Raw genomic sequence first — 25,967 nt, 5'->3', positions numbered from 1 at the left:
GGGCCGCGCCATGACGCTTCAACAATCCCGTCGCCTGCAAAGCCTGTTGCTTGGCACCCTGGCCTGGGCCATCGCAATCCTGATTTTCTTCCCGATCTTCTGGATGGTGCTGACCAGCTTCAAGACCGAAATCGACGCGTTCGCCACGCCGCCGCAGTTCATCTTCACACCGACGCTGGAGAACTACCTGCACATCAACGAGCGCAGCAATTACTTCAGCTACGCGTGGAACTCGGTGCTGATTTCCTTCAGCGCTACGGCCTTGTGCCTGCTGATCTCGGTGCCGGCGGCCTACTCCATGGCGTTCTACGAAACCCAGCGCACCAAGGGCACGCTGTTGTGGATGCTGTCCACCAAGATGCTGCCACCCGTGGGCGTGCTGATGCCGATCTACTTGCTGGCCAAGAGCTTTGGCCTGCTGGATACGCGCATTGCGCTGATCATCATCTACACCCTGATCAACCTGCCGATCGTGGTGTGGATGGTTTACACCTACTTCAAGGACATCCCCAAGGACATCCTCGAAGCCGCCCGCCTCGACGGCGCCACCCTGTGGCAGGAAATGGTCCGCGTGCTGCTGCCGATTGCCAAGGGTGGCCTGGCATCCACGGTACTGCTGTCGCTGATCCTGTGCTGGAACGAGGCGTTCTGGTCGCTGAACCTGACGTCGTCCGCGGCCGCGCCGCTGACTGCGTTGATCGCCTCCTACTCCAGCCCCGAAGGCTTGTTCTGGGCCAAATTGTCTGCCGTCTCGACCCTGGCCTGTGCGCCGATCCTGATCTTTGGCTGGATCAGCCAGAAGCAATTGGTGCGCGGCCTGTCCTTCGGCGCCGTCAAATAACAATTCCTAGCGGAGGCCCATCATGGCCAACCTGAAAATCAAGAATCTGCAAAAAGGCTTCGAAGGTTTCTCGATCATCAAAGGCATCGACCTGGAAGTGAACGACAAGGAATTCGTGGTCTTCGTCGGCCCCTCGGGCTGCGGTAAATCCACCCTGCTGCGCCTGATCGCCGGGCTGGAAGAAGTCAGCGATGGCACCATCGAACTGGACGGGCGCGACATCACCGAAGTGACCCCGGCCAAGCGTGACCTGGCGATGGTGTTCCAGACCTATGCGCTGTACCCGCACATGAGCGTGCGCAAAAACATGTCGTTTGCCCTGGACCTGGCCGGCGTCGACAAGCAGCTGGTGGAGAGCAAGGTCAGCGAAGCCGCACGCATCCTGGAACTGGGGCCGTTGCTGGAGCGCAAGCCCAAGCAATTGTCCGGCGGCCAACGCCAGCGTGTCGCCATCGGCCGTGCGATCGTACGCAACCCGAAGATCTTCCTGTTCGATGAACCGCTGTCCAACCTCGACGCCGCGCTGCGCGTACAGATGCGCCTGGAACTGGCGCGCCTGCATAAAGAGCTGCAAGCGACGATGATCTACGTGACCCACGACCAGGTCGAAGCCATGACCCTGGCCGACAAAGTGGTGGTGCTCAACAGCGGTCGCATCGAACAGGTCGGCTCGCCGCTGGAGCTCTATCACCAACCGGCCAACCTGTTTGTCGCGGGGTTCCTGGGCACGCCGAAGATGGGCTTCCTCAAGGGCAAGGTCACCCGCGTCGACAGCCAGAGTTGCGAAGTGCGACTGGACGCCGGCACCACCATCAACCTGCCACTCAGCGCTGCCAGTCTGAGCGTCGGCAGCGCCGTGACCCTGGGCATCCGCCCGGAACACCTGGAAATCGCCACCCCCGGCCAGACCACCCTGACTGTCACCGCCGACGTCGGCGAACGCCTGGGCAGCGACACCTTCTGCCACGTCAATACGGCCAACGGCGAGCCGTTGACCATGCGGATTCGCGGGGACATGGCCAGCCAATACGGCGAAACCCTGCACCTGCACCTCGACCCGGCGCACTGTCACCTGTTCGACTCCGATGGCGTGGCCGTGGCACGTCCACTGCGCGCTGCCGCCTGATTTCGCGAGATTTGTGATGAAACTGAATAAGCAAAACCTCACCCGCTTGGCGCCAGACGTACAGCTGCCGACTTACCCCCATACCTCCCAGGGCATTGCCCACATCGGCGTCGGCGGTTTCCACCGGGCGCATCAGGCGTATTACACCGATGCGCTGATGAATACCGGCGAAGGCCTGGACTGGAGCATCTGCGGCGTCGGCCTGCGTGCCGAGGACCGCAAGGCCCGCGACGACCTCGCCGGCCAGGACTACCTGTTCACCCTGTATGAACTGGGCGACAGCGACGACACCCAAGTGCGCGTGATCGGCTCCCTCAGCCACATGCTGCTGGCCGAAGACGGCGCCCAGGCGCTGATCGACAAGCTCGCCAGCCCCGAGATCCGCATCGTCTCGTTGACCATCACCGAAGGCGGCTACTGCATCGATGACAGCAACGGCGAGTTCATGGCCCACCTGCCGCAGATCAGACATGACCTGGCGCATCCCAAGGCGCCGACGACCGTGTTCGGCTTTCTCTGCGCGGCCCTGACCCAACGCCGCGCCGCCGGCATCCCGGCGTTTACCGTGATGTCCTGCGATAACCTGCCGCACAACGGCGCCGTCACGCGCAAGGCGCTGCTGGCGTTCGCCGCGTTGCACAACGCCGAACTGCGTGACTGGATCGCCGCCAATGTGAGCTTCCCCAATGCCATGGTCGACCGCATCACGCCGATGACCAGCACCACCCACCGCCTGCAATTGCACGATAAACATGGCATCGACGATGCCTGGCCGGTGGTGTGCGAGCCGTTTGTGCAGTGGGTGTTGGAAGACAAGTTCGTCAACGGCCGCCCGGCCTGGGAAAAGGTCGGCGTGCAGTTCACCCATGACGTCACGCCCTACGAAGAGATGAAGATCGGCCTGCTCAACGGCAGCCACCTGGCCCTTACGTACCTGGGGTTTCTCAAGGGTTACCGGTTTGTGCACGAGACCATGAATGACCCGCTGTTTGTCGCCTACATGCGCGCCTACATGGACCTGGACGTCACGCCCAACCTGGCGCCGGTGCCCGGCATCGACCTTACGCAGTACAAGCAGACCCTGGTGGACCGCTTCTCCAACCAGGCGATTGCCGACCAGCTGGAACGCGTGTGTTCCGATGGGTCATCGAAGTTTCCCAAGTTCACCGTGCCGACCATCAACCGCTTGATCGCCGATGGCCGCGAGACGGAACGTGCGGCGCTGGTGGTTGCCGCGTGGGCCTTGTATTTGAAGGGCGTGGATGAAAATGGCGTGAGCTACAAGATCCCGGACCCGCGTGCGCAGTTTTGCCAGGGGCTGGTGCGTGACGAGGCCTTGATCAGCCAACGGTTGTTGGGCGTGGAGGAGATTTTCGGTACGGCTATTCCCAACTCGCCTGAGTTTGTGGCAGCGTTCGAGAAGTGTTATGCGAGCCTGCGCGACAATGGCGTGACTGCAACACTGAAGCAACTCCAGAAGAAACCGAAGTAAAAAATGTGAGAGCGGGCTTGTGTGGGAGCTGGCTTGCCTGCGATAGCGGTGGGTCAGCCAGCACTTTCATCAACTGACACGCCGCCTTCGCGGGCAAGCCCGCTCCCACACAAGCCCGCTGCCACATTTTGATCGGGTTAACACTCCAAACAATAAAACTGCTGAGCAAATCATCATGACCCAGCAAAACCTGTTCCTCGGCATCGACTGCGGCACCCAAGGCACCAAGGCCATCGTCCTCGACGCCACCAGCGGCAAAGTGCTGGGCCTTGGCGCGGCGGCCCACACCCTGATCAGCGGCGCCAATGGTCGCCGTGAACAGCACACCCAGGAGTGGCTCGACGCCTTTACCGAGGCCACCCACCGTGCCTTGCAACAGGCCGGCGTGGACGGCCAGGCCATCCTCGGCATCGGCGTTTCCGGGCAACAGCACGGCCTGGTGTTGCTCGATGAGCAGGGCCAGGTCCTGCGCCCGGCCAAGCTGTGGTGCGACACCGAAACCAGCGCGCAAAACGACCGCCTGTTGCAGCACCTGGGCGGCGAAAGCGGCTCGCTGGAACGGCTCGGCGTGGCGATCGCGCCGGGCTACACCGTGTCCAAACTGCTCTGGACCCGCGAGCAACACCCCGACCTGTTCGCACGCATCGCCCACATCCTGCTGCCCCACGACTACCTCAACTACTGGCTCACCGGGCGCGCCGTCGCGGAATACGGCGATGCATCGGGCACCGGTTATTTCAACGTGCGCAGCCGCGCATGGGATGTGGCGCTGCTGCAGCATATCGACCCCAGCGGGCGCCTGGTCAACGCGTTGCCGCAACTGATCGAGGCCGACCAGAGCGTCGGTACGATCCTGCCGCACATCGCCGAACGCCTGGGTATCAACCCCGGCGCCATCGTGTCCAGCGGCGGCGGCGACAACATGATGGGCGCCATCGGCACCGGCAATATCGCCCCTGGCGTAATCACCATGAGCCTCGGTTCTTCGGGCACGGTCTACGCCTTTGCCGATCAGCCCAACGTAAGCCCCCAGGCCTCGGTCGCGACCTTCTGCTCCTCCAGCGGCGGCTGGCTGCCGCTGATCTGCACGATGAACCTGACCAATGCCACCGGGGCGATCCGCGAACTGTTCGAGCTTGACCTCGCCGCCTTCAACGCACAGGTAGCCGAGGCACCGATTGGTGCCGATGGCGTGAGCATGCTGCCGTTCCTCAACGGCGAGCGCGTGCCCGCCCTGCCCCACGCCAGCGGCAGCCTGCACGGCTTGACCATGAGTAACCTGAGCCGCGCCAACCTGTGCCGCGCGGTGGTCGAGGGCACCACGTTCGGCTTGCGCTACGGCCTCGACCTGCTGCGCCAGACCGGCCTGCAAAGCCAGAGCATCCGCTTGATCGGCGGTGGTTCGAAAAGCCCGTTGTGGCGGCAGATGGTCGCCGACATCATGCACACCGAGGTGATCTGTACCGAACAAAGCGAAGCCGCCGCCCTGGGCGCGGCGATCCAGGCGGCCTGGTGCCAGTCTGGCGAATCCCTGGCCAGCCTGTGCGACAGATGCGTAAGTATCGACCCGGCCAGCCGTACCGTGCCGGTAGCGGCCAATGTGAGCGCCTATCAACAGGCTTACGAGCGCTACCAGCAGCTCGTGGCAACCCTTTAAGAGCGAACGACTATGTATCTGGTGTGTGGTGAAGCGCTGTTCGATTTTTTCAGCGAGGAAGATGCCAGTGGGCAGGCGTCCAAGGTCAATTACAAGGCGATTGCCGGCGGTTCACCGTTCAACGTGGCGGTGGGTTTGCGTCGGCTGGGGGTCGAGTCGGGATTGTTGGGCGGCGTGTCGAGCGACTTCCTCGGCAGGCGCCTGGTGCAAGTGCTCAGGGATGAAGGTGTGAGCGAGCAGTTCCTGGTGCAGTTTGCCGCGCCGACCACGTTGTCGATGGTCGCGGTGGGCACCGATGGTTCGCCGCAGTACAACTTCCGTGGCGAGGGCTGCGCCGACCGTCTGCTGGAGGCCCACCATCTGCCGCCACTCGGCGCTGACATCCGTGGCCTGCATATCGGTTCCTACTCCCTGGTGGTGCAGCCGGTTGGCGACACCTTGCTCAGCCTGGTCCGACGTGAAAGCGGCAAGCGCCTGATCAGCCTCGACCCCAACGTACGCCTCAACCCGCAGCCGGACATCCAGCTGTGGCGCGCCCGCATCGCCGAACTGGTGCAGCATGCGGACCTGATCAAGGTCAGCGACGAAGACCTGCACCTGCTTTACCCAGACCAGTCGCCGGAGAGCGTCCTGCAAGGCTGGCTGCAACACCGTTGCCAACTGGTATTCCTGACCCGCGGTGGCGACGGCGCCAGCGTGTTCAGCCGCCAGCACGGCCATTGGTCCGCCCCTGCGGTCAAGGTGGTGATGGCCGACACCGTCGGTGCCGGGGATACTTTCCAGGCGGCGCTGATCACCTGGCTGACCGAGCATGGGATGGACTCGGTAGAGGGCCTGCAACAGCTGTCCCGTGAGCAGATCGATAGCATGCTGGGCTTTGCCATCCGGGCTGCGGCGATGACCTGCACCAAGACCGGTCCGGACCTGCCCTACCGTCATCAACTGAGCTAAATGCCACGAAGATGTCGGACAAAATCGGCGATCATGTAGGTAATCGCTTTTTAAACATGAAGCTTTTGTCAGCAACCTCCGGCATTAATCCATGGTTAATGCCGGGGGCCAACAGTGAGTTCGTCCGCCCATCAGCTCGATGGGCCAATGAACTGCTGTTGGAGAACTGTCATGAAAAGCCAATCCCTGCTGATCGCCCTTAGCCTCACGCTGGCCGCCGTTTCGGGCGTGGCACACGCCGATGCCGAACCCGTGCCGTATCGCTACGGCATGCCCATGGATGTGCAGAAAGTCATTTCGATGAACGAACCGCAGACCAGCGAATGCAAGGTGATCAAGGCCAACATCAAGTTCCTGGACAAGGCCGGCACAGAGCAATATGTGAGCTACAAAAAACTCTCCGATGCCTGCATGTCCCAGAATTGAACAGCGTGCTGACAAAGGGCGGCGTTAGCTGTGCCGACAGGTTATCCTTGCGCGCTGACCCCACGGCCGAAAGGACTCATCATGCCGCTGCGCTTTCATACGCTCGCCCTGTTTACCGCCCTGCTCTGCTTCGCCCTCGCATTGACGTGGGGCCTGCGCCCCGACTGGCTGCTGTGGTTGTGGAACGTCGAGTATTCAAGTGCCACAGGGCTGGTCTGCCGGCGTAACGCCGCGCTGTTCCTGGCCCTTGGCATCATGTTTTACCGCGTCCGTCACGCACCTGCGTCCGACACACGCCGCGCCATCACCACCGGGTTTATCTGCGGGTGCTTTGTGCTGGCCGCGTTGGGCCTGAGTGAGTGGATCAATGGCAATGCCGGCCCGGGTATCCTGCTGGCAGTGGTGACAGAAGTCGTGCTGGGCCTGGCGTTTATCCAGGCCCATAGATCCTCGGTGATTCACCCTCAAACCACAGCCTGATCAGTAGCCGCGCGCTGCCACCCGTTGCAGGGTGGGTGCGTGGCTGTGCTTGAGGTCTTCGCGCAACCCGGTGATCAGGTTGCAAATGGCGCGACTGCTGTCGAGCTTGTCGGCGTTGATGCCTTTGACTTCCAAATCCACCCGGTCACGGTCGCGGTCGTCATAGACCTTGATCGTCAGCGAAGCATCTTCGGCTTTGGTGCATTCGCACCGTTTGGGCAGGAAACTCGTTTCAATGATGCTGCGAAGTTCCAATTCCGAAAGCATGGTCAACCTCTCCTTTCATGAGACTGCCAATCGATTGTTGTGAGTCCGGCAGGCACTGGCCTGCCGCGTCTTGCCGACCCTGGCAGACGTTTACAGTCAATAAGCCTACTCGGCAAAATCCGACCTCGTTGTAACCTTTCCTCATAAGCGCGCAGCGCGGTTATATAAGTTGGACGGCGCCGTTTAAAACATCGTCGAACCGCCGCGATTAAACGTTTAACCCGGCGCCCCAATCTAAGCCACAGCTTGCGCAGCCACTCTTTCTGCAACATGTCGCAAACTATCGAAGTTGATATTCGCCCCGGAATTCACCGCCACCAAGGTCTGCCCACGGACGCCGCTGCGCGCGACGTACTGGCAAATGCCTGCCACGGCCAATGCCCCCGAGGGTTCGGTGATCGAGCGCGTGTCGTCGTAGATCAGCTTGATGGCGCTGCACAGTTGGTCATTGCTGACGGTGATGACCTCGTCCACCCAGTCCCGGCAGACTTCAAAACCGTAGGCGCCGACCTGCGCCACCGCCGTGCCGTCGGCAAAACCGTCGACACCGGGCAACACCACCCGCTCACCCGCGCGCAGGGCCGCCAGCAGGCAACTGGAACCTTCGGGCTCAACGCCGATGATGCGCACCTCGGGGCGCAGGTATTTGACGTAGGCCGCAATCCCGGCGATCAGCCCGCCACCGCCCACCGGCACGAAGATCGCGTCCAACGGACCTTGCTGCTGGCGCAGGATTTCCATGGCGACCGTGCCCTGGCCGGCAATCACATCCGGATCATCGAACGGCGAAACAAAGGTACACCCCGACGCTTCGGCCAGTTGCAACGCATGGGCCAGGGCCAACGGGAAACTCGTGCCGTGCAGCACCGCTTCGGCCCCCCGGGAGCGTACGCCGAGCACCTTCAGTTCCGGCGTGGTGGCCGGCATCACGATACGCGCCGCAATCCCCAACTCTCGCGCCGCCAGGGCCACGCCCTGGGCATGGTTGCCCGCCGACGCAGTCACCACGCCCCGGGCCTTTTGCTCGTCACTGAGCTGCACCAGCTTGTTGTAGGCGCCGCGGATCTTGAAGGAAAACGTCGGCTGCAGGTCTTCGCGCTTGAGCAGCAGGGTATTGCCGAGCAACGCCGACAAGGCCGGCGCTACTTGCAGGGGCGTGCGCACCGCCAGGTCGTACACCGGGGCGGCGAGGATCTTTTTCACGTAGTGCTCAAGCAAGGTGCTCATGGGTGTCTCCTGGCGTTGTGTCGAAGGCCCTGGAGACGGATAAACAAAACCCGCCTCTAGGGCGGGTTTGGGTACAGCCGTGCGCTATCCCGCCAAATGAGGAATGGCGGTAATAATCATGCTCGGCTGGGTACGGAAGGCTTGATAGGTCATGCGATGAAATTAACCGCCCGACGCCGGATGAGTCAACAAAAGGTTTACTCGCAATATACGAAACGTATACGCTTTGTACATTACTCAATCACAGTGAACCCCATGGGCATCGTCAAGATCACCGACCAACTGCACGAACAACTGCGCGTGGCCAGCGCCGCGATGGATCGCTCCATCAACGCCCAGGCCGAGTTCTGGATCAAGATCGGCCTGCTCGCCGAACTCAATCCCGACCTGCCCTACAACGCGCTGATCAACAAGCTGCTGCTGGATAAACCCGACCTGATCCGGGGGCGCAGTTGATGATCAAGACCGCCGCACAACTGGCCGTGATGCGTGAATCCGGGCGCCTGCTGGCGCAAGTGTTCGACATGCTCGACGGTTTTGTCACCGCTGGCCGCTCCACCCTGGAGCTGGACGCCGCCGTCGAAGCCTTCATCCGCAACGACCTGCAGGCCCGCCCGGCCAGCCTCGGCCAATATGACTATCCATTCTCGATCAACACCTCGATCAACGAAGTGGTGTGCCACGGCATGCCCAGCGCCAAAGCCGTGTTGAAGGACGGCGACATCATCAATATCGACATCACCCTGGAAAAAGGCGGCTACATCGCCGATTCCAGCAAGATGTACATGATTGGCAGCGTCGCCCCCAAGGCCCGGCGCCTGGTCGAGCAGACCTTCGAAGCGATGTGGGCCGGCATCCGCCAGGTCAAGCCTGGCGCGCGCCTGGGCGACATCGGCCACGCGATCCAGAGCCACGCCCAGGCCAATGGCTACAGCGTGGTGCGCGAATACTGCGGGCACGGCATCGGCCGGCAGATGCATGAAGAACCGCAGGTTCTGCACTTCGGCCGCCCCGGCACCGGGCTGGAACTGCGCGAAGGCATGGTGTTTACCGTGGAGCCGATGCTCAACCAGGGCGGCGCCAAGACACGCAGCCTCAAGGATGGCTGGACGGTGGTGACCAAGGACAACAGCCTGTCGGCGCAATGGGAACACACCGTGGCCGTAACGGCGGACGGCTTCGAAGTCCTTACACTGCAAGCTCGCTCACTACATTGATCGCGGCGTTGGCTTCCAGCTCCCGCACCAGCGGCAACACGCGCTTGCCGAAGTATTCGACCTCTTCCTGGAAGTGCAGGAACCCGGCGAGGACCAAATCCACCCCCACGGCCTTGAGCGCGACGATGCGTTCGGCAATCTGCTGCGGGGTGCCGATCAGGTTTGTCTTGAAGCCGTCGTTGTACTGCACCAGGTCCTCAAAGCTGGACTTGGCCCAATTGCCCTCGCCTTCCGGCGACGCCTTGCCCGCCTGCCTGGCCGCGTCGCCAAAGGCATTCACCGCTTCCGGGTCGGCCTTGTCGATGATCTCGGCGAGCACGGCGCGGGCTTCTTCTTCGGTGTCGCGGGCGATCACAAAGGCGTTCACGCCGATTTTGACCGAATGGTTATTCGCCGCCGCCTTGGCGCGGATGTCATCGACCTGGGCCTTGATGCCCTGCGGGGTGTTGCCGTTGGTGAAATACCAGTCCGACACCCGCGCCGCCATGTCCCGCGCAGCCCGTGAGCTGCCGCCCTGGAACACTTCCGGCTGGCCCAACGGCTTTGGTTTGAGCGTGTAGTTGTTGAAACGGTAGAAATCGCCTTTAAAGGTGAAATCGTCCTCGGTCCAGATGCCTTTGAGCGCGCGGATAAATTCTTCGGAGCGGCGATAACGCTCATCGTGCTCCAGCCAGTGTTCGCCAATAGCCTGGAACTCGCCCTTGAACCAGCCGCTGACGATATTGACCGCGATACGGCCGTTGGTGAGCTGGTCGATGGTCGCCAGTTGCTTGGCCGCCAACGCCGGTTGCCACGGGCCGGGCAGGATCGCGGCGATCACTTTGAGGGTGGTGGTCGCGGCCAGCAGCGCATGGCTGAACGCCACGGATTCATGCTGGTTCTCGGCACCGTAGCCGGCGGTAAAGCGGATCTGGGTCAAGCCATATTCAAAGCCGGCCGCTTCCGCCAGCTGCGCCAGTTTGCGGTTGTAGTCGATGCCCCAGTGGGTACGTTGTTCGATCTTGCTGACCACCAACCCGCCGCTGACGTTGGGCACCCAGTAGGCAAATTTCACAGGCTTCTGACTCATCGAACACTACCTCGTACAAATGGGATGTACCCAAGGCTTGAGCAGCAAGCGTGCCAGCCAGGGCAAACGCCCGTGGCAAGGGGGTTACGGCGCTTGGCGGGCAAAACCGTCACTGCACTGGATTACGCCGGTTTGTCGATTCGCTGTTGCCAGGGCAACAGTCACGGCGGCCTTGCCCCCGCAAACACGGGCCCGCGCACCCGGCACGGACTGTGCAATCGCCCTTGCATTGATCACAGCCCAGGAACCCTTGCCATGACCGAACACCACGTCATCAACCCGCTGTCCACCGGCGTCGATTACCCCACGCTGGCCGCCCGCTTCCGGCCGATCTTCGCGCGTATCGCCGCAGGCGCCGTGCAGCGCGAACAGGCCCGCACCCTGCCCCATGAGCCGATCCAATGGCTCAAGGAGGCGGGTTTCGGCGCAGTACGCGTGCCAGTGGAATACGGCGGCGGCGGCGCGTCCCTGCCGCAGCTGTTTGAACTGTTGATCGAACTGGCCGCCGCCGATTCCAACGTGCCCCAGGCCCTGCGCGGGCACTTCGCATTTGCCGAAGACCGCCTCAACGCGCCGCCCAGTGCCGGTCGCGACCTATGGTTCAAGCGTTTTGTCGACGGCGACATCGTTGGCTGCGCCTGGACCGAAATCGGTAACGTCGCCATTGGTGATGTGGTGACCCAGGTCAGCCCTGACGGCGACCAGTGGAAACTCAACGGTGAAAAGTTCTACAGCACCGGCAGCATTTTCGCCGACTGGATCGACGTGTATGCCCAGCGCAGCGACACAGGTGGCGATGTGATCGCCGCCACCCGCGCACGCCAGCCCGGTGTGGAGCACAGCGATGACTGGGACGGCTTTGGCCAGCGCACCACCGGCAGCGGCACCTCGCGGTTTACCGACGCGGTGGTAGAGGCTGAAAACGTCATCGACTTTGCCACGCGCTTCAAATACCAGACCGCGTTCTATCAGCTTGTCCTCTTAGCCAGCCTGGCCGGGATCGGCCGTGCCGCGCTGGTTGACGTGGCCGAGCAGGTGCGCAGCCGCAAGCGCATCTACAGCCATGGCAACGCGCCCCATGTCAGCGGGGATGCGCAGATCCAACAAGTGGTGGGCGAAGTCGCGGCACTGGTCTACGCCGCCGAGGCCAGCGCCTTGAAGGCCACGCTACCGGCACAACGGGCCTATGTGGCGCGGTTTGGCGGGGATGCTGCGGTGGAGCGCGAAGCCAATGTGGCGGCCGAGATTGAATCGGCGACCGCGCAGGTGGTGGTGTCGGACTTGATCCAGCGCGCCACCAGCCAATTATTCAATGCACTGGGGGCATCGGATGTCCGCCAGGGCAAGGCCCTGGATCGGCATTGGCGCAATGCGCGCACAGTGTCGTCGCACAATCCGGTGATCTACAAGGCGCGGATTGTCGGGGATTGGCAGATCAATGGATCTGAGCCGCCGTTTGTGTGGCAGATCGGCAACGGGCCGGCGAGAGCCTGAGGCCAGCCTCGGTGAAACCTGTGGGAGCGGTCTTAGAAGGCGAGTTTGTAGCCGATGGCCATCAGCATCACCGCCAAGCACGGGCGCAGTACGCCGTCCGGGAGTTTGCCGGTCATATGGCTGCCGACATAAATCCCCGGCAGCGACCCCATCAACAGGAAGCCCAGCAACTGCCAATCCATGTTGCCCATGCTGGCGTGGCCCAGGCCCGCGACCAGCGTCAGCGGCACGGCGTGGGCGATCTCGGTGCCGACCAGGCGCCGCGTGGCAAGGAACGGATAGAGGATAAACAGCGCCACGGTGCCGAGGGCGCCAGCGCCGATGGACGTCAGCGCGACCATGGTGCCCAGGATAGCCCCGGTAACCACCGTCAACAGGTTCAGGTTGCGCGGGCTCATGTGGTAGCTGTCGCCGGCATGGCGCTGGGCGAAGGCCAACAGCTGCCTCTTGAACAGGATCGCCAGGGCGGTCAGCAACAGCACCACGCCGAGGGCCTGCTTGATCACCGCGTTCATCGAACTGGGGTCGGTGTGCAGGCTGGCGAGGAACCACAGGGTCAGCAACACCGCGGGCACGCTGCCCAGGGTCAGCCAGCCGGTGATGGTCCAGTCGATGTTCTTGTTCTTGCCATGCACCAGCACGCCACCGGACTTGGTGATTGCCGCGTACAACAGGTCGGTGCCCACGGCGGTGGCCGGGTTGATGCCGAACCACAACAGGATCGGGGTCATCAACGAGCCCCCGCCCACACCGGTCATGCCCACGATAAAACCCACGATCAGGCCGGCAACGACGAAACCAAAATTACCCACATCCATTACAGCTACCTGCGGCCATATAAATTTCTGGCCGCAGGATAGCGATTTTTCTTATAACCACTTATATCAATATGATCTGACTTTAGATCATTTTGCGCTTTACCCCCCGCATCCAACCGCCCTGCAACGCTTTGTAGTGAGCGGGCTTGCCCCGCGCTGGGTGGCGAAGCCGCCCTGAATCCAGGCACCTCGGTCTTTCAGACACACCGCGGCGTCCCGTTTGGGGCGGCTTCGCCCCCCAGCGCGGGGCAAGCCCGCTCACTACAACTTGGGGGATCGTGGGGTCAAGGCACGCTGGGCAACCACAGGCGAAAGCGCGCACCGCCCAGCGGCGAGGCCTGGGCGATCAATGTACCGCCCTGGGCCTGCATGGCGCGTCGGCTGATCGCCAACCCCAGGCCGAAACCGCCGGTGGCGCGGTCGCGGCTGCGGTCGAGGCGGTAGAACGGCTCGAAGATACGATCACGCTGGTCCAGTGGGATGCCGATGCCATCGTCGTCGACCCAGATCTCGCAGCCGTCGGCCCCGACCTTGACCCCCACTTGAATGCGTCCATCGCAGTAGCGCGTGGCATTGCGCAGCAGGTTTTGCAGCACGCGGGCGGTGAGACGCGGGTCGAGGTTGAAGCGTTCGACGGCGCAGTCCAGGGCCACATCGATGACGATGTCGGGGTTCTCCAGTTCGTCATCGACGCTGCCGAGCACGCTGTCGATAAACTCATCGAGCACCACGTCGACCCGCTCCGGCAACTGCGCCGGGTTTTGCAGGCGGCTGTAGGAAAGCAGTTCCAGCACCAGTTCATCCAGCTCGCGGATATGCGCCACCAGGCTTTGCAGGCGTGCGCGGCTGGCCTCGGGCAAGTCATCGGACAGCGCCAGGGCCAGGCCGAAATCCAGGCGCGTGAGCGGTGTGCGCAGTTCATGGGAGACGGCGTTGAGCAAATCGCGCTGCTGGTTGAGCAGGTGCTCGATGTCATCGGCCATGGTGTCGAACACCGCCGCGAGGCTGCCGATGTTGGAGCTGGATGGAATCCGCGTACGCTCCGCCAAATTGCCCCGCCCCAGTTGTGCGGCAGTGCTTTTCAGGCGCTCCAGGTCTCGCCAGTGCGGGCGCAGCCAGACCAGCAGGCACGCCAGCAGCGCGGCGCCGATCAGCACGTTCATCGACCAATACAGCAGGTTCATGTCCAGTGGGTCGGGCGGGATGGTCAGCTTGACCACAAACTGTTGGTTGATCGGCGAACTGATGTCCTCCATCCAACCCCATTCGCCCAGGCGGATCACCGGTTTGCCGGCCGCCAGTTGTTGCTCTTCTTCTGGTGTGTAGCTGGCGTCCTGGCGCAACAGCAATTGCACTTTGAGCGGCGCGAAATCGGCGTTGAGGTGTTCAGTGACCTGGGACCAGCGCTCCACCGGCGCGCGCAGGTATTGCTTGACGATCAGCTTCTGCATGCCCCGCGACTGCTCGACGTTGTAGTCCATGTAGCGGTGTTCGAACAGTTGGATCACCAGCTTGGGAATCAGGAACGTCGCTGCGCTGTAGGTGACGATGATGATCAGGTACAGCCTGAGGAGTACACGAAACATCGCTTAGCATTCCCACTCGGAACGGCTGAACAGGTAGCCCTTGCCCCACACCGTCTTGATCTTGCGCGCTTCGCCGGCGTGGTCGTCGAACTTGCGGCGCAGCTTGGAGATCGCCACGTCCACCGAGCGGTCGGTGCCGTTGAACTCGATGCCGCGCAGGCGTTGCAGGATCTGGTCGCGGCTGAGCACTTCACCGGCATGCCGGGCCAGCACCACCAGCAGGTTGTATTCGCCGCTGGACAGCTCCACCACCTGTTCGCGCCAGGTCACGGTGCGCTCCGACAGATCGATGCACAGGTTGCCCATGATGATCTGGTCGTTGGCCACCTGCGGCTCGGACAGGCTGCTGCGGCGCAGCAAGGTGCGCACACGGGCCAGCAGCACGCGAGGTTCGCAGGGTTTGGTGACGTAGTCGTCGGCGCCCATTTCCAGGCCCAGCACCTGATCGTGGCTGTCGTCGCGGGCGGTCAGCATCAGGATCGGCAGGCCCGCCGAGTCGGCGCGCAGCAGGCGGCACACTTGCAGGCCGTCGAGGCCGGGCAGCATCAGGTCGAGGATCACCAGGTCCGGCGGGTTCAGGCGTGCGCGTTCACGGACATGATCGCCACGGCTGAGCACACTGACGTGGTAGCCATTGCGTTCCAGGTAGCTGGCAATCAGCTCGGAAAGTGCGGCGTCGTCTTCCACCAGGAGGATGTTGGGCATGGTGTTTCCAGTAGATACGGTTAAAAGTCATACACAAATCCAATGTGGGGGCGGGCTTGCTCGCGAATGCGGTGGGCCAGCCAACTCATCAGGTGACTGACCCACCGCATTCGCGAGCAAGCCCGCTCCCACATTATTCGATCTTTGGTGCTTGCAGGATTGTGCAAGGATATACGTCCTCTGCCGACTATGGGCGGCACCTTACATTTCTTCACACACCCCCTACATAGCTTCACAGCACTCCCCCACCCGTGACCTTAGGATGCACCTCTCATTATTGGGATAAGAGCATGTCGAAGAATCTGTTTGCGCCATTTTGCCTGCTGGCCCTCACCCTGGCCCTGAGCGCGTGTGGCGACTCTGGCGCCGAAACGCCGCAAATGCCCCTGGCCAAAGTGCGCATCGAAACCCTGGAAGCCAAGCCCCTGTCGATCAGCAGCGAGCTGAGCGGGCGCATTGCCGCGCCGCGCATCGCTGAAGTGCGCGCACGGGTCGCCGGCGTGGTGATGCAGCGGGTGTTCAAGGAGGGCCATGACGTCAAACAGGGCGACGTGCTGTTTCGCATCGACCCCGCGCCGTTCAAGGCCGACCTCGACAGTGCCCTGGCCAACTTGAGCAAGGCCGAGGCAGACGCCTTCAAGGCGCGCCTGCAGGAGCAGCGCTACAGCCAATTGGTGGAAGGCAACGCCATCAGCGGCCAGGACTACGACAACGCCCGCGCCGCCGTGCGCCAGACCAACGCCGAAGTCGCCGCCAACAAGGCCGCCGTCGAGCGCGCCAGGTTGAACCTGGGCTACGCCACCGTGACCGCGCCGATTTCCGGGCGTATCGGCCGGGCGCTGGTCACCGAAGGCGCCCTGGTGGGCCAGAACGAAGCCACGCCGCTGGCGATCATCCAGCAGTTGGACCCGATCCACGCCGACCTGACCCAATCCACCCGTGAGCTGAATGATCTACGCCGCGCCTTCCGTGCCGGTAGCTTGAAGCAGGTTGGCCAGGACCAGGCCAAGGCCACGCTGGTCCAGGACGATGGCAGCCTTTACCCGTTGCCAGGCAAGTTGCTGTTCGCCGAGATCAGTGTCGACCCCGGCACCGGCCAGATCATCCTGCGCAGCGAGTTCCCCAACCCGGACCTCGACCTGTTGCCCGGCAGCTTTGTGCGGGTGCGCCTGGAGCAGGCCGTCGACAGCCAAGGCATCAGCGTTCCGCAACGCGCCATCACCCGTGACAGCGCGGGCATCCCCATGGTGTTGCTATTGGACGCCGAGCAGACCGTCAGCCAGCAACCTGTGGAGCTGGGTGCGGTGATCAACGATCGCTGGGTGGTCAGCCACGGCCTCAAGCCCGGTGACCGCATCATCGTCGAAGGCCTGCAACACGCCCGCCCCGGGGAAAAAGTCGAGGTGGACGACAGCCCAACCTCCGGCCAGCTCGCAAAGGAATAATCCGACATGCCGCAGTTCTTTATTGACCGCCCGATCTTCGCCTGGGTGGTCGCCCTGTTCATCCTGCTCGCCGGTTTGCTGGCGATCCCGCAGTTGCCGGTGGCGCAGTACCCCAACGTCGCGCCGCCCAAGGTGGAAATCTACGCGGTGTACCCCGGCGCCTCGGCGCAGACCCTGGATCAAAGCGTGGTCAGCCTGATCGAGCAGGAGCTCAACGGCGCCGATCACCTGCTGTATTTCGAGTCCCAGAGCAGCCTCGGTTCGGCCACTATCACCGCCACCTTCCAGCCGGGCACCAACCCGGAAATGGCCCAGGTCGATGTGCAAAACCGCCTCAAAGCGGTAGAGCCGCGCTTGCCGCAAGCCGTGACCCAGCAGGGTTTGCAGGTGGAGAAAGTCTCCGCCGGCTTCCTGCTGTTGGTGACCCTCACGTCTAACGACGGCAAGCTTGATGACGTGGCGCTCAGCGATTACCTGGCGCGCAACGTGATGAACGAGCTCAAGCGCCTGGACGGTGTGGGCAAGGCCCAGCTGTACGGCGCCGAACGCGCGATGCGCATCTGGGTCGACCCGCAGAAGCTGATCGGTTTCAACCTCACGCCCGCCGATGTGAATGCGGCGATCAGCGCGCAGAACGCCCAGGTTTCAGCGGGCAGCATCGGCGATCTGCCGGGAACAAACACCCAGGAAATAACCGCTGCGATCCTGGTCAAGGGCCAGCTGTCCACGCCGGCGGAGTTCGCCGACATCGTGCTCAAGGCCAACCCCGACGGCTCTACCGTGCGCATCGGCGATGTGGCACGGGTGGAAATCGGCAGCCAGGAATACCAGTTCTCCACGCGCCTGAACGGCAAGCCGTCCACCGCCGTCAGCGTGCAACTGGCGCCGGGCGCCAACGCGTTGAACACCGCGACCCTGGTGCGGGCAAAGATGGATGAGCTGTCGCGCTACTTCCCGGCGAACGTGGAGTACAAGATTCCGTACGACACCTCGCCGTTCGTCAAAGTCTCGATCACCAAGGTGGTCTACACCTTGCTCGAGGCCATGGCGCTGGTGTTCGCGGTGATGTTCCTGTTCCTGCAGAACGTGCGCTACACGCTGATCCCCACGCTGGTGGTGCCGATTGCGTTGATGGGTACCTTTGCCACCATGTTGCTGCTGGGGTTCTCGATCAACGTGCTGACCATGTTTGGCATGGTGCTAGCGATCGGCATCCTGGTGGACGATGCAATCGTGGTGGTGGAGAACGTCGAGCGGATCATGGTCACCGAAGGCCTGTCGCCCAAGGAAGCCACGCGTAAAGCCATGGGCCAGATCACCGGGGCCATTGTCGGCATCACCCTGGTGCTGGTGGCAGTGTTCCTGCCGATGGCGTTCATGGCCGGTTCGGTGGGGGTGATCTATCAGCAGTTCTCGCTGTCGATGGCCACCTCGATCCTGTTCTCGGCGTTCCTCGCCCTGACCTTGACGCCAGCGCTGTGCGCCACCTTGCTCAAACCGATTGCCAAGGATGAACACCACGCCAAGGGCGGGTTCTTCGGTTGGTTCAACCGCCGTTTTGAACAGCTCACCGACCGCTACGAAGGCTGGGTGGCCTATGCCCTCAAACGCAGCGGCCGCTACCTGTTGATCTATGCCGTGCTGCTGGTGGGCCTGGGGCTGATGTTCATGCGCCTGCCCTCCTCGTTCCTGCCGGTGGAAGACCAGGGCTACACCATCACCGACATCCAACTGCCGCCCGGCGCGAGCAAGAACCGCACGGTGCAGGTCGCCGAGCAGATCGAGGCGCATAACGCCGGGGAGCCCGGGGTGGGCGATACCACCATGATCATGGGCTTCAGTTTCTCCGGCTCGGGGCAGAACGCGGCGCTGGCGTTTACCACGCTCAAGGATTGGTCGCAGCGTGGCGGCGATGATTCGGCCCTGGCGATTGCCGACCGCGCCAACGCCGCTTTCAGCGAGCTCAAGGATGCGATTGCCTACGCGATCCTGCCGCCGCCGGTGGATGGTCTGGGCACGTCGAGCGGGTTTGAATTCCGCTTGCAGGACCGGGGTGGCGTCGGTCATGCGGGACTGATGGCGGCGCGCACCGAGTTGCTCGCGGCCGCCGCGAAAAGCCCGATCCTCGCCAACGTGCGTGAAAGTGCCCTGGCCGAAGCGCCGCAGGTGCAGTTGGTGGTGGACCGCAAGCAAGCGAATGCGCTGGGCGTGTCCTTCGCGGATGTGGGCAATGTGCTGTCGTCGGCCATCGGCTCGGCCTATATCAACGACTTCCCCAACCAGGGCCGCATGCAGCGCGTGGTGGTGCAGGCCGAAGGCGACCAACGCAGCCAGGTGGCGGACGTGATGAAGATCAACGTACGCAACAACGCCGGGAAGATGGTGCCGCTGTCGGCGTTTGTCGAAGCCAAGTGGACCCAGGGCCCGGCGCAGTTGACGCGGTATAACGGCTACCCGGCAATTGCGATCAGCGGTGAAGCAGCGCCAGGGCACAGCACGGGCGAGGCGATGGATGAAATCCAGCGTCTGGTCAGCCAGTTGCCCGCTGGCCTGGGTCAGGAATGGACCGGGCTGTCGTTGCAGGAACGCTTGTCCGGTGCCCAGGCGCCGTTGCTGCTGGGCCTGTCGTTGTTGATCGTGTTCCTGTGCCTGGCGGCGCTGTATGAAAGCTGGTCGATTCCAACGTCGGTGCTGCTGGTGGTGCCGCTGGGCGTGCTTGGCGCGGTGTTGGCAGTGACCTTGCGCGGCATGCCCAACGACGTGTTTTTCAAAGTGGGCTTGATCACCATCATCGGCCTGTCGGCGAAGAACGCGATTTTGATCATCGAGTTTGCCAAGGACTTGTACGACCAAGGTGAAGACTTGATCAGCGCAACATTGAAGGCCGCGCGCCTGCGTTTGCGGCCGATCATCATGACCTCGCTGGCGTTCATCCTTGGCGTGGTGCCGCTGGCGATTGCCACCGGGGCCAGCTCCGCGAGCCAGCAGGCGATTGGTACGGGGGTGATTGGCGGGATGATCACGGCGACGCTGGCGGTGGTGTTTGTGCCGGTGTTCTTTGTGGTCGTCATGAAACTGGTGAAGAAAAAACCTCGATAGCACGAACACCGCAGTTCCCCTTGTGGGAGCGGGCTTGTGTGGGAGCGGGCTTGCTCGCGAAGGCGGTGGGTCAGCCAATGAATGAGTTGACTGACACACCGCCTTCGCGAGCAAGCCCGCTCCCACAGGGGGTTAGTTGCTGCATTCACGATCCTGTACAGTCTGCTCACCCGCCGCCAGCTGTGAGTCCATATGCCCTTTCTCGCCCGCACCCACCCTCGCCTCTCCACCGCCGCCGTGCTGGGCCTTGCGGTGGGTATCCTGGTTCCCGCCGACAGTCTGATCAGCAAAATTCTCATCGGCTGGAACGCCGGCGTCTGGACCTACCTGATACTGATGCTGTGGCTGACCGTCCGCGCCAAAGCCCCGGACGTCAAACGCATCGCCGAAATAGAAGACGAAAACGCCGGCCTGGTGCTGTTCATGGTGTGCATCGCGGCCATCGCCAGCCTGGCGACCATCACCTTTGAACTGATCGGCAGCAAGGACCTGCCCACCACCGCAAGGCTGCTGCACTATGGCTTTACCGGGTTGACGGTCATGGGCTCGTGGCTGCTGATCGGGGTGATCTTCAGCGTGCATTACGCGCGCCTGTATTACACCTGGGACGGCAAGGAACCGGCGCTGCGCTTTGCCGAAGGCCTGACCACCCCCAATTACTGGGACTTCCTGTACTTCTCGTTCACCATCGGCGTGGCGGTGCAAACCTCCGATGTGGGGGTGGCCACGCGAGGCATGCGCAAGGTGGTGTTGGGGCAGTCGTTGATCGGGTTCCTGTTCAATACAGCGATCCTGGGGTTCTCGATCAACATTGCAGCAGGGCTCTTCGGCTAAGCGAAACACCCGTGCCGGGCACTTGTTTAAGCCTAAAAGAAATAAAAAGCCGACCTATTGAACTGTCAGATCTGACAGTAGATTTATTCCAGGAAACCCGTCTAATTGAAACCAAGGTAGGGCGCCTGATTCGAGGGCAGTTGTCGACAAGCCAGGCACATGCCGCCGCGTTTTTGACCTATTCATCAGAGATGGAGACGCAATCATGCCTGCGCAAACTGCAACGCTGACCCCCCACCAACAGAGCGTATTGATCCCCCGGGCACGTGAGGCACAGGGAACCTTCTCTGTGTTCCTCAATAGCAATCCCCTCGGCATCCAAACCATCACTATTGTGAATGACCCCTCCCAACGCATTCTGGGTATTACCGGGCGCAACACCGAGGGCAGCGATACAGTGCGGGAAATCTACATTCAGTTTGCGGATCACACGCCGGCCGGCACAACGTACTCGTTGGCGGAAAGTGAATTCACCTCCACCAGAATTTGGCTCTCGGTCAAGACAGCGACCGAAAGCTATGCCGTTCGCGGCGTTCTCGGCACCTTGAACATTCAGCAAATCTCACCTCACCTTATCAAGGTCCAAGGCTCCGCTGTTGTTACCACCGATAGCGACCCGCACGGAAACGTACACAGCTTGATCATCAACTTCGACATTCATACCTGAACCGGTAAACAGGCAAAAAAAAGCCCGTATCTTTCGATACGGGCTTTTTTCATCGGCGAAACTTACCAGGTGTAACGAACCCCCACATTGGCGCCCCAAGGCTGCTCAACTTTACCGCCGCTGCTGTGCTCAAGGTCAGCATGCAATTGCAGGTTCTTCGACAGCTTCACCGCCACACCCGCTCCGAACTCGGCACGCGACCCAGACAGGTCGTTGTTGAACACATTGTTGTTCACCGACACCTTATTGTTGTTGGCAAACTCGTGCACCATTGCCGCCCGCAGGTAGGGCTGGAGCACGCTGCCACTGTCAAGCTGGATGTCACGTCCAACCGTTGCACCCGCCTTGGCCGTGATCGAACGAGTACGCTCGCCCTTGGCTTTCAGGCCATTGTCCAGGTTGTAATTGGCACCCTGGATCACCACGGTCGACACCTGGGCATACGGTTCGATAAAGAAGCCGTCATCCGACTTGATGTTGCGACCGAACTCGGCCGACAAACCAGCACCGGTGTTGTTGTACTTGCCTTTCGACGTGGTGCCGTCGCTCAAACCGACCTTGGACTCGTTGTGGAACCGGTTGACCTTGGCGACCGCATCGAAATACAGGCCGCTCTCATCGTCCAGCCAGGTGGCATAAGCGCCCAGGTAGTAGCTCTTCACGTTACCGGAGGTACCGCGCTTGAGGTTCAGGTCGGACGTGCTGTGACCGGCCATGACACCGGCCAACCATTGGCTATCGGCCAGCGGCATGTCGACACCCAGGGTAAAGCCCTGTTGGGTCTGGTCGTAGCCCACGCCCGTGCTCTCGGACACTTTGTATTTGTTGCCATAACCGCGAATCCACAGACCCGACTGGCCCGGTTCGAAGCGCAATTCACCCATACGGGTACGCAGTGAAGTTGCCTCGCCGTACCACACGGTCGGTGCAGTATTGAACAGTGCCATTACCGAGCGCGTGCCAGGGCTGATCACACGATTGTTCGGGTCAAGGAACCAGTCGGTCCCTTCTTTTTTCAGGCCGTAGGAGTAGGCGCCGACGTCGACCACATCGCCTACCAGGGAGAAACGCGCGTCGCCACCACCGGTGTGCACGATGCGAACTTCTTCAGGGTTGACCGGCTCCGCACCGCTGGCGGCAAGCAACAGGCTGTGATCGCCTTTAGCCTCGCCCTCGATGTTCAGGAAGTCGGTGACACCACGGGCAAAATCGGTGCCCATGACAAAGGTGCCGTTGCCTTCCAGAGTGTCCAGGTCCAACCGATAGAACGCATCAGTGGCACCAAACTTCACCGTGCCACCGGCCAGGCTCAAGGCACCCACCTGGCTGTCGCCGGTCAACTCCCAGGAAGAGGCGTCGCCCACGTTCAGGCTGGTGACATTCTTCAACTGGCCGGTAAGGCCCGCATTGTTCTGCAGGTTCAAATGCGCTTTGCTGCCATCCTCGACAATGACATTGCCATTCAAACGGCTGTTGTCGACATTCATGTTGGCGGTTGCGCCACTCTTGACTTCCAACAGCGTACCGTTGCCACCGACCAAGGTCGAACCATTGCGCACGTCGATGTCGACGGTCGGAACACGACCTGGCCGGCCTTCTACAAGAATCGCGGAACCTGTGCGCCCTTCGACATGAGCGTTGTCCAGCACCAGCTTGCCGGATTCGGCGCTGTTCAGCTGGTTTGTCATGAGCACACCGTTCTTGCCACCGATCAATGTACTTTGGCGGGCGGTCACGAGTGCGCCGCTGTCCAGCCGAACGCCGGCACTGTCGGCACCCGTGCCTTCAACCCAGGTGTTTTGGCTGAAATGCAGCTCGCTGTTACCTTGCGCAAGTGCACCGGCAGTAGCGCCTTTGATGACACTGCTGAATACATCGGCAACCCCGCCTTTAGCCGAACCGACACTCTGGAACGCCTGCAAGCCAAAATTGGTATGGCTGATCAGGGTACTGCCGGTGATGGTTGCGTTGCTGTCATCCAGGCGTACGGCACCAAACGACGCGTCGCTCGACTCCACATGTGCGCCAGTGAGCTTCACGGTCGAGCCCTGCGTTGCGCGGATTTCATTCACTCGGCTGCCGGCGTTAACGATCAAGGCCGAATCATTGACCAGGATGTTCTGTGCGGTGGCGCCGTTAAGGGTCAGTTCGGACTTATAATCCAGTTGCCAGTCTTTGGACGTTTCGCTGGAGTCAATGGTCTTTTTTTCGCCAATCAGTTGATCGGCGTGGGCGGCCCCATGAACAGCTGCAAACATAAGCAGAGTCATGGTCGGGGCCTTCATCATCACGCTCAGGGGCTTGAGCTTAAAGTTAGCAGGTACGTACATGGTCAATCACTCTCTGGGGGTAGAGCCAATGAAAACGGTTTGGCTCGTTCCCAAGGAATGGAGCCTTACCTGTGCGGCGCAGAGAGTACGGATCAAACAGCCCAAGCTCTGTAGGATTTATCTTATTGAGGCGAGTGAACAGACAGCGTTCATGGCGGGAAGAATAAATGCGCAAAGAACAGGGGCGCTGCGCTCCCCTGTTCTTCTTCAGGTTTGATCACGGTTAAGGAAAATTGGCCCCATCGCAGAAGTAGTGAGTGTTCGCCAGCGTGCTACGTATATCAGACAACTCACCATGGCCGGTCACGCCATTGCTCAAGACCGTTTCATAGGTCGCCACGCACGAGCCCCTCGGGGCCTGAGCCAGGTAAGGCCGGTAGTCAATTTCAAACGTGATCCCGTTGTCGATGTCCGATTGGCTCAGACTCGGGTGCGTAATCGTTAACGGGAAAGGCCCAGGTGGCAAGCCGGCGAATGTATTGGTAAGGCTCAACGTCAATGTCAGTGGCACGCCGACGGCCATCCGTGCATCGCCTGGCACATAAATCTCACCAAACAGCACGGGGGGAGTCCCGGGCGTCCGAGTGATCAAGTCCGAGCAGAACCAACGACCTGGGGTCGCAACCCTATATTGCGCTTTCGCCAACTCCACAACGACGGCGTCCTGCACATCGACCGTGGTGGGGGGCGACTCGTTTTCGTTGGTTGTGTCGGGGTCGAGGATCAGATACTTGATGGTCTTCAAGTCGTTGCCATGACGGGCGACGACTTCCCAGTCAATAAAGAACGAGATCGGATCGGCCGTCGCGCTGACAGGGAACGGTCCGACCCGCTCATTCTCCCAGACGAAGATGATCGACAACCCCGCATGCGGCAACACAGCAACGGTCCACGGCTCGATGTCCACGCGTACCTGTTGATCAGCATGGGCTTCCAGCAACACGTCCGGAATCGTCGAGCCAGCACCGAATACGTGGGCTTGGTTGAGGTTGGGGTTGGGTGACCCCGGGTCCCCAGGGTTGACAGCACCGCCTACCGACAAATCGAGCCGGACGGTTTTGTCGAGGGAGGGGAACCTGGCGCCGTTGCGGTCAACCCGATAGCGCACAGGCACCGACTGCGGCCCAACCGTGGTCTGGGTGTAAGCGGCCCTGATGGCCGCCTGCATGCCGTTGAATATTTGCGGAAACGTTGTGAATGGCATTCCCAGTGGGGTGAAATTTCCCGTACCCCACTGCACCTCCAACCGATCAAGTTGAGGCGAGTGATTATTGTAGGTCCGAACCCATACCTCAGGGTCCATCTTGTAATCTGCAATATTGATCAAGTCATCTGTACTACCGCCCTCGGGCGCAGGCGCCAGCGGTAGAAACGGGGTGCCGGGTTCCGGATCGGCGATCAAGGCAACACGGCGAGTTTCGACGAACGAAGGGCGACTGATGTTACCCGCCCGGTCCGTGATGGTGTAGAACGCGTAGTAGTCCCCACTCATATCAATCATTGCTGCCGGCAGGAAAAACGTATTGCCGGACTGCAGCATCGGAATCCCGCCGGGAGGGCTGACGATGTCCGCTGGGCGCGGAAACATCACCGTGCTCCAGTAGAAGGTAATAAAGTCCCCGGCAGCCCACCTGCCCGGAATCGGTACGAAGGTGTTATCGGGAATATCAAACTGCACCCCGCCATGCATGACCAAATACGCATTGTCGATCACGGCACCTGCAGGAAGCGTTGAAGGCCACGCTACTGCATTGGGCTGATCACGAAAGGTAGCATCGGAATACGGCGAAAGCAGGTCAACGGTAAAAAAGCCTGGCTCCGAGTGTTCTCCCGTCGCTGCCGGAACACCACCGAGGTTGAGGTATTGAACGCTACGTAGCTGATAGAAACCATGCCTGAAACCACCGGGTGGCGCGGCGACGGTGATATTGAACCTGTCAGGGATGGGGATAGGGGTCGGGCTAATTTGCATTGGCGCTGTCACAGCGACCCAGACCAGTACAGGTTGCGAAAGGTCCGCCATTTCGACGGCGATAAAATCATCGAAATCTGAAAAGTCGCCTGTTTTGCATCGTACGGTAAGGTCGGCCGTCGCATTAATGGCCAAAATCAGCCCGGAGGCATCATCAAGTGCCCCCACGATAGTGGGAGCAACTGGGGCTGCCCGGGGGGTCAATGGCACATTCGGATTGCTGCTCATTTTTGATGATCTCCACGTTCGCTCAACATAGGTTTC

The 25,967-nt window shown here is 61.5% G+C and carries 21 protein-coding genes and 1 pseudogene; 14 read left to right on the top strand and 8 right to left on the bottom strand.

All coding sequences use genetic code 11. The annotated features are described in order from the left end of the window. Window positions 1–10 precede the first annotated feature (10 nt). The 7 genes from AC3ISR_RS12365 (at window position 11) to AC3ISR_RS12335 (ending at window position 6,973) form a co-directional block, all read left to right on the top strand. A complete protein-coding gene (locus AC3ISR_RS12365; protein ID WP_003173672.1) occupies window positions 11–841 on the top strand; it encodes a carbohydrate ABC transporter permease in 831 nt (276 codons plus the stop codon). A gap of 22 nt (window positions 842–863) precedes the next feature. Beyond that, window positions 864–1,967: an ABC transporter ATP-binding protein gene (locus AC3ISR_RS12360; protein ID WP_192299621.1), complete on the top strand. Its 1,104-nt coding sequence runs from the start codon at window positions 864–866 to the stop codon at window positions 1,965–1,967. A gap of 16 nt (window positions 1,968–1,983) precedes the next feature. Then, window positions 1,984–3,459: a mannitol dehydrogenase family protein gene (locus AC3ISR_RS12355; protein ID WP_192299622.1), complete on the top strand. Its 1,476-nt coding sequence runs from the start codon at window positions 1,984–1,986 to the stop codon at window positions 3,457–3,459. A gap of 175 nt (window positions 3,460–3,634) precedes the next feature. After that, complete coding sequence (gene xylB / locus AC3ISR_RS12350) at window positions 3,635–5,116, top strand: xylulokinase (RefSeq protein ID WP_463983942.1); 1,482 nt, start codon at window positions 3,635–3,637, stop codon at window positions 5,114–5,116. A gap of 12 nt (window positions 5,117–5,128) precedes the next feature. Next, a complete protein-coding gene (locus tag AC3ISR_RS12345; protein ID WP_463983943.1) occupies window positions 5,129–6,067 on the top strand; it encodes a carbohydrate kinase family protein in 939 nt (312 codons plus the stop codon). 171 nt (window positions 6,068–6,238) lie between these two features. Then, window positions 6,239–6,493: a DUF2790 domain-containing protein gene (locus AC3ISR_RS12340; RefSeq protein WP_192299624.1), complete on the top strand. Its 255-nt coding sequence runs from the start codon at window positions 6,239–6,241 to the stop codon at window positions 6,491–6,493. An 81-nt stretch (window positions 6,494–6,574) separates the two neighbouring features. After that, window positions 6,575–6,973 carry a hypothetical protein gene (locus AC3ISR_RS12335; protein WP_463983944.1) on the top strand — a complete coding sequence of 133 codons (399 nt, stop codon included), beginning with the start codon at window positions 6,575–6,577 and terminating at the stop codon, window positions 6,971–6,973. On the opposite strand, the gene AC3ISR_RS12330 is transcribed toward AC3ISR_RS12335, so the two are convergent. Together AC3ISR_RS12330 and ilvA are read right to left on the bottom strand one after the other, a co-directional pair. Continuing rightward, a complete protein-coding gene (locus AC3ISR_RS12330; protein WP_192299626.1) occupies window positions 6,974–7,240 on the bottom strand; it encodes a DUF1652 domain-containing protein in 267 nt (88 codons plus the stop codon). A 258-nt stretch (window positions 7,241–7,498) separates the two neighbouring features. Beyond that, a pseudogene (gene ilvA / locus AC3ISR_RS12325) lies at window positions 7,499–8,467 on the bottom strand (threonine ammonia-lyase, biosynthetic); the annotation flags it as partial. A 255-nt stretch (window positions 8,468–8,722) separates the two neighbouring features. Between ilvA and AC3ISR_RS12320 the strand changes: the two are divergent. Together AC3ISR_RS12320 and map are read left to right on the top strand one after the other, a co-directional pair. Next, window positions 8,723–8,923, top strand: a complete 201-nt coding sequence (locus AC3ISR_RS12320) for a ParD-like family protein (RefSeq protein ID WP_226457126.1) — start codon at window positions 8,723–8,725, stop codon at window positions 8,921–8,923. Next, window positions 8,923–9,684 carry a type I methionyl aminopeptidase gene (gene map, locus AC3ISR_RS12315; RefSeq protein WP_463983945.1) on the top strand — a complete coding sequence of 254 codons (762 nt, stop codon included), beginning with the start codon at window positions 8,923–8,925 and terminating at the stop codon, window positions 9,682–9,684. Before AC3ISR_RS12320 ends, map begins: the two co-directional genes overlap by 1 nt. On the opposite strand, the gene sfnG is transcribed toward map, so the two are convergent. Beyond that, window positions 9,656–10,753, bottom strand: coding sequence for a dimethylsulfone monooxygenase SfnG (gene sfnG / locus AC3ISR_RS12310; RefSeq protein WP_463983946.1), 1,098 nt, complete (start codon window positions 10,751–10,753; stop codon window positions 9,656–9,658). The two genes, map and sfnG, sit on opposite strands and share 29 nt — an antisense overlap. A gap of 255 nt (window positions 10,754–11,008) precedes the next feature. On the opposite strand from sfnG, the gene AC3ISR_RS12305 reads away from it, so the two are divergent. Continuing rightward, window positions 11,009–12,247 carry an acyl-CoA dehydrogenase family protein gene (locus AC3ISR_RS12305; RefSeq protein WP_463983947.1) on the top strand — a complete coding sequence of 413 codons (1,239 nt, stop codon included), beginning with the start codon at window positions 11,009–11,011 and terminating at the stop codon, window positions 12,245–12,247. A gap of 32 nt (window positions 12,248–12,279) precedes the next feature. Here AC3ISR_RS12305 and AC3ISR_RS12300 read toward each other — a convergent pair whose 3' ends face one another. From AC3ISR_RS12300 to AC3ISR_RS12290, 3 genes are all read right to left on the bottom strand, one after another. Next, window positions 12,280–13,065, bottom strand: coding sequence for a sulfite exporter TauE/SafE family protein (locus AC3ISR_RS12300; RefSeq protein WP_192299632.1), 786 nt, complete (start codon window positions 13,063–13,065; stop codon window positions 12,280–12,282). A 284-nt stretch (window positions 13,066–13,349) separates the two neighbouring features. Beyond that, a complete protein-coding gene (locus AC3ISR_RS12295; RefSeq protein WP_192299633.1) occupies window positions 13,350–14,651 on the bottom strand; it encodes an ATP-binding protein in 1,302 nt (433 codons plus the stop codon). Window positions 14,652–14,654: 3 nt separating this feature from the next. After that, window positions 14,655–15,356, bottom strand: coding sequence for a response regulator (locus AC3ISR_RS12290; protein ID WP_192299634.1), 702 nt, complete (start codon window positions 15,354–15,356; stop codon window positions 14,655–14,657). A gap of 290 nt (window positions 15,357–15,646) precedes the next feature. Between AC3ISR_RS12290 and AC3ISR_RS12285 the strand changes: the two genes are divergently transcribed. The 4 genes from AC3ISR_RS12285 to AC3ISR_RS12270 all read left to right on the top strand — a co-directional run bounded on the left by AC3ISR_RS12285 (window position 15,647) and on the right by AC3ISR_RS12270 (window position 21,401). Continuing rightward, window positions 15,647–16,801 carry an efflux RND transporter periplasmic adaptor subunit gene (locus AC3ISR_RS12285; protein ID WP_192299635.1) on the top strand — a complete coding sequence of 385 codons (1,155 nt, stop codon included), beginning with the start codon at window positions 15,647–15,649 and terminating at the stop codon, window positions 16,799–16,801. 6 nt (window positions 16,802–16,807) lie between these two features. Beyond that, window positions 16,808–19,900: an efflux RND transporter permease subunit gene (locus AC3ISR_RS12280; protein WP_192299636.1), complete on the top strand. Its 3,093-nt coding sequence runs from the start codon at window positions 16,808–16,810 to the stop codon at window positions 19,898–19,900. Window positions 19,901–20,092: 192 nt separating this feature from the next. Next, on the top strand, window positions 20,093–20,734 hold the full coding sequence (locus tag AC3ISR_RS12275; RefSeq protein ID WP_192299637.1) for a DUF1345 domain-containing protein: 642 nt from the start codon (window positions 20,093–20,095) through the stop codon (window positions 20,732–20,734). A gap of 205 nt (window positions 20,735–20,939) precedes the next feature. Next, on the top strand, window positions 20,940–21,401 hold the full coding sequence (locus AC3ISR_RS12270; RefSeq protein ID WP_192299638.1) for a hypothetical protein: 462 nt from the start codon (window positions 20,940–20,942) through the stop codon (window positions 21,399–21,401). A 62-nt stretch (window positions 21,402–21,463) separates the two neighbouring features. On the opposite strand, the gene AC3ISR_RS12265 is transcribed toward AC3ISR_RS12270, so the two are convergent. Together AC3ISR_RS12265 and AC3ISR_RS12260 are read right to left on the bottom strand one after the other, a co-directional pair. Further along, on the bottom strand, window positions 21,464–23,731 hold the full coding sequence (locus AC3ISR_RS12265) for an autotransporter outer membrane beta-barrel domain-containing protein (RefSeq protein WP_192299639.1): 2,268 nt from the start codon (window positions 23,729–23,731) through the stop codon (window positions 21,464–21,466). A 223-nt stretch (window positions 23,732–23,954) separates the two neighbouring features. After that, window positions 23,955–25,931, bottom strand: a complete 1,977-nt coding sequence (locus AC3ISR_RS12260) for a hypothetical protein (RefSeq protein ID WP_192299640.1) — start codon at window positions 25,929–25,931, stop codon at window positions 23,955–23,957. Window positions 25,932–25,967: the final 36 nt, after the last annotated feature.

The sequence above is a fragment of the Pseudomonas sp. GL_117 genome, assembly GCF_057835125.1.
This window is presented reverse-complemented; position numbering and strand designations above follow the sequence as displayed.

Excerpts from the sequence above, each read along its gene's own strand:
- AC3ISR_RS12365 (WP_003173672.1), top strand. The coding sequence starts at position 11 with ATGACGCTTCAACAATCCCGTCGCCTGCAAAGCCTGTTGCTTGGCACC.
- AC3ISR_RS12360 (WP_192299621.1), top strand. The coding sequence starts at position 864 with ATGGCCAACCTGAAAATCAAGAATCTGCAAAAAGGCTTCGAAGGTTTC.
- AC3ISR_RS12355 (WP_192299622.1), top strand. The coding sequence starts at position 1,984 with ATGAAACTGAATAAGCAAAACCTCACCCGCTTGGCGCCAGACGTACAG.
- xylB (WP_463983942.1), top strand. The coding sequence starts at position 3,635 with ATGACCCAGCAAAACCTGTTCCTCGGCATCGACTGCGGCACCCAAGGC.
- AC3ISR_RS12345 (WP_463983943.1), top strand. The coding sequence starts at position 5,129 with ATGTATCTGGTGTGTGGTGAAGCGCTGTTCGATTTTTTCAGCGAGGAA.
- AC3ISR_RS12340 (WP_192299624.1), top strand. The coding sequence starts at position 6,239 with ATGAAAAGCCAATCCCTGCTGATCGCCCTTAGCCTCACGCTGGCCGCC.
- AC3ISR_RS12335 (WP_463983944.1), top strand. The coding sequence starts at position 6,575 with ATGCCGCTGCGCTTTCATACGCTCGCCCTGTTTACCGCCCTGCTCTGC.
- AC3ISR_RS12330 (WP_192299626.1), bottom strand. The coding sequence starts at position 7,240 with ATGCTTTCGGAATTGGAACTTCGCAGCATCATTGAAACGAGTTTCCTG.
- AC3ISR_RS12320 (WP_226457126.1), top strand. The coding sequence starts at position 8,723 with ATGGGCATCGTCAAGATCACCGACCAACTGCACGAACAACTGCGCGTG.
- map (WP_463983945.1), top strand. The coding sequence starts at position 8,923 with ATGATCAAGACCGCCGCACAACTGGCCGTGATGCGTGAATCCGGGCGC.
- sfnG (WP_463983946.1), bottom strand. The coding sequence starts at position 10,753 with ATGAGTCAGAAGCCTGTGAAATTTGCCTACTGGGTGCCCAACGTCAGC.
- AC3ISR_RS12305 (WP_463983947.1), top strand. The coding sequence starts at position 11,009 with ATGACCGAACACCACGTCATCAACCCGCTGTCCACCGGCGTCGATTAC.
- AC3ISR_RS12300 (WP_192299632.1), bottom strand. The coding sequence starts at position 13,065 with ATGGATGTGGGTAATTTTGGTTTCGTCGTTGCCGGCCTGATCGTGGGT.
- AC3ISR_RS12295 (WP_192299633.1), bottom strand. The coding sequence starts at position 14,651 with ATGTTTCGTGTACTCCTCAGGCTGTACCTGATCATCATCGTCACCTAC.
- AC3ISR_RS12290 (WP_192299634.1), bottom strand. The coding sequence starts at position 15,356 with ATGCCCAACATCCTCCTGGTGGAAGACGACGCCGCACTTTCCGAGCTG.
- AC3ISR_RS12285 (WP_192299635.1), top strand. The coding sequence starts at position 15,647 with ATGTCGAAGAATCTGTTTGCGCCATTTTGCCTGCTGGCCCTCACCCTG.
- AC3ISR_RS12280 (WP_192299636.1), top strand. The coding sequence starts at position 16,808 with ATGCCGCAGTTCTTTATTGACCGCCCGATCTTCGCCTGGGTGGTCGCC.
- AC3ISR_RS12275 (WP_192299637.1), top strand. The coding sequence starts at position 20,093 with ATGCCCTTTCTCGCCCGCACCCACCCTCGCCTCTCCACCGCCGCCGTG.
- AC3ISR_RS12270 (WP_192299638.1), top strand. The coding sequence starts at position 20,940 with ATGCCTGCGCAAACTGCAACGCTGACCCCCCACCAACAGAGCGTATTG.
- AC3ISR_RS12265 (WP_192299639.1), bottom strand. The coding sequence starts at position 23,731 with ATGTACGTACCTGCTAACTTTAAGCTCAAGCCCCTGAGCGTGATGATG.
- AC3ISR_RS12260 (WP_192299640.1), bottom strand. The coding sequence starts at position 25,931 with ATGAGCAGCAATCCGAATGTGCCATTGACCCCCCGGGCAGCCCCAGTT.